This is a genomic window from uncultured Fretibacterium sp., assembly GCF_938040765.1.
Taxonomy (GTDB): Bacteria; Synergistota; Synergistia; order Synergistales; family Aminobacteriaceae; genus CAJPSE01.
Genome location: NZ_CALIAA010000250.1, coordinates 1 through 1,081, shown reverse-complemented (window position 1 = coordinate 1,081; position 1,081 = coordinate 1). Strand labels below are relative to the sequence as shown.

At 58.2% G+C, this 1,081-nt stretch carries 2 protein-coding genes; both read left to right on the top strand.

What is annotated here, in order from left to right; genetic code table 11:
* On the top strand, positions 1-307 hold a 307-nt coding region (locus Q0176_RS08635; protein WP_299301595.1), incomplete at its 5' end, for a CidA/LrgA family protein.
* Entirely contained in the window at positions 304-1,023 is a 720-nt protein-coding gene (locus tag Q0176_RS08630; protein ID WP_299301593.1) for an LrgB family protein, read from the top strand. The genes Q0176_RS08635 and Q0176_RS08630, both read left to right, overlap by 4 nt.
* Positions 1,024-1,081: the final 58 nt, after the last annotated feature.

Here is a 1,081-nt window from a genome sequence, read left to right as displayed (position 1 = left end):
GAACTACATCCTGCCCTTTCCGGTGCCGGCGAGTATCTATGGACTTTTGCTCCTGTTCCTCTGCCTCGTTTTCAAAATCGTTAAGCTCTGTCAGGTCGAGAGGGCCGGAGATCTTCTATTGAGCATTCTGCCTTTAACGTTCCTCCCCGTGAGCGCCAGACTGCTTGATCTATGGGACGAGCTCCGCGATATCCTGGTCCCCCTGCTGGCCATCTCGGTGGTTTCAACCGTTGTGGTCATGGCCGTCACGGGATATACCGTACAGGGGATCGTCCGCCGGAAAAGCGGGAGGGGACGGATACAATGATTACAAAGGACCTGCGCGAAACGATGCGCCTGATCGAAAGCTCCGATTACTTCTGGCTGGGGCTTACGCTGTCAGCCTATCTTCTGGGGCTGGTCCTCAACAGGCGCTTGAAGAACCCCCTGATCAACCCCCTGCTGGTCGGGATCTTATTTCTGACAGCCATCCTGTACCGCTTGGGGACTGATACCTCCCGTTACGCGGAAGCCGTGCGGCCATTGGTTCTGCTGATGACGCCCGCGACCATCTGTCTGGCCGTTCCCCTGTACCGTCAGCTGCCCCTGCTTCGAAAACATGCCGGGGCGGTCTTGGCAGGCATCCTCTTCGGTGTGATTGCCAACGCGCTCTGTCTTCTGGTCCTGGGATGGGTCTTCGGGCTCTCTCGGGTCCAGTTCGCAACATTGCTGCCCAAATCGATCACCACGGCCATAGGGATCGGGCTTTCCAAGGAGCTGGGGGGCATCTCCGACATCACGGTTGCAGCCATCACTGTGAGCGGTATCCTCGGCAACGTCATGGCATCGAAGATCTGTTCCCTGCTTGGAATCGAGGACCCTCTGGCCGTGGGACTCTCCATAGGGACCGCCTCGCACGCCCTCGGGACCGTCCGAGCGTTGGAGGTCGGTGAAGTGGAGGGGGCAATGAGCGGGCTCGCCATCGTCGTAACCGGATTGCTGACCGTGCTTGTAGCACCGCTGTTCATGAGCCTTATATGCTGATGTGTCGTTTTTCCGCTTGGCGGTCGATATTCAGCAGCTTCCTGATTGGTCCTCTTCC

Excerpts from the sequence above, each read along its gene's own strand:
- Q0176_RS08630 (WP_299301593.1), top strand. The coding sequence starts at position 304 with ATGATTACAAAGGACCTGCGCGAAACGATGCGCCTGATCGAAAGCTCC.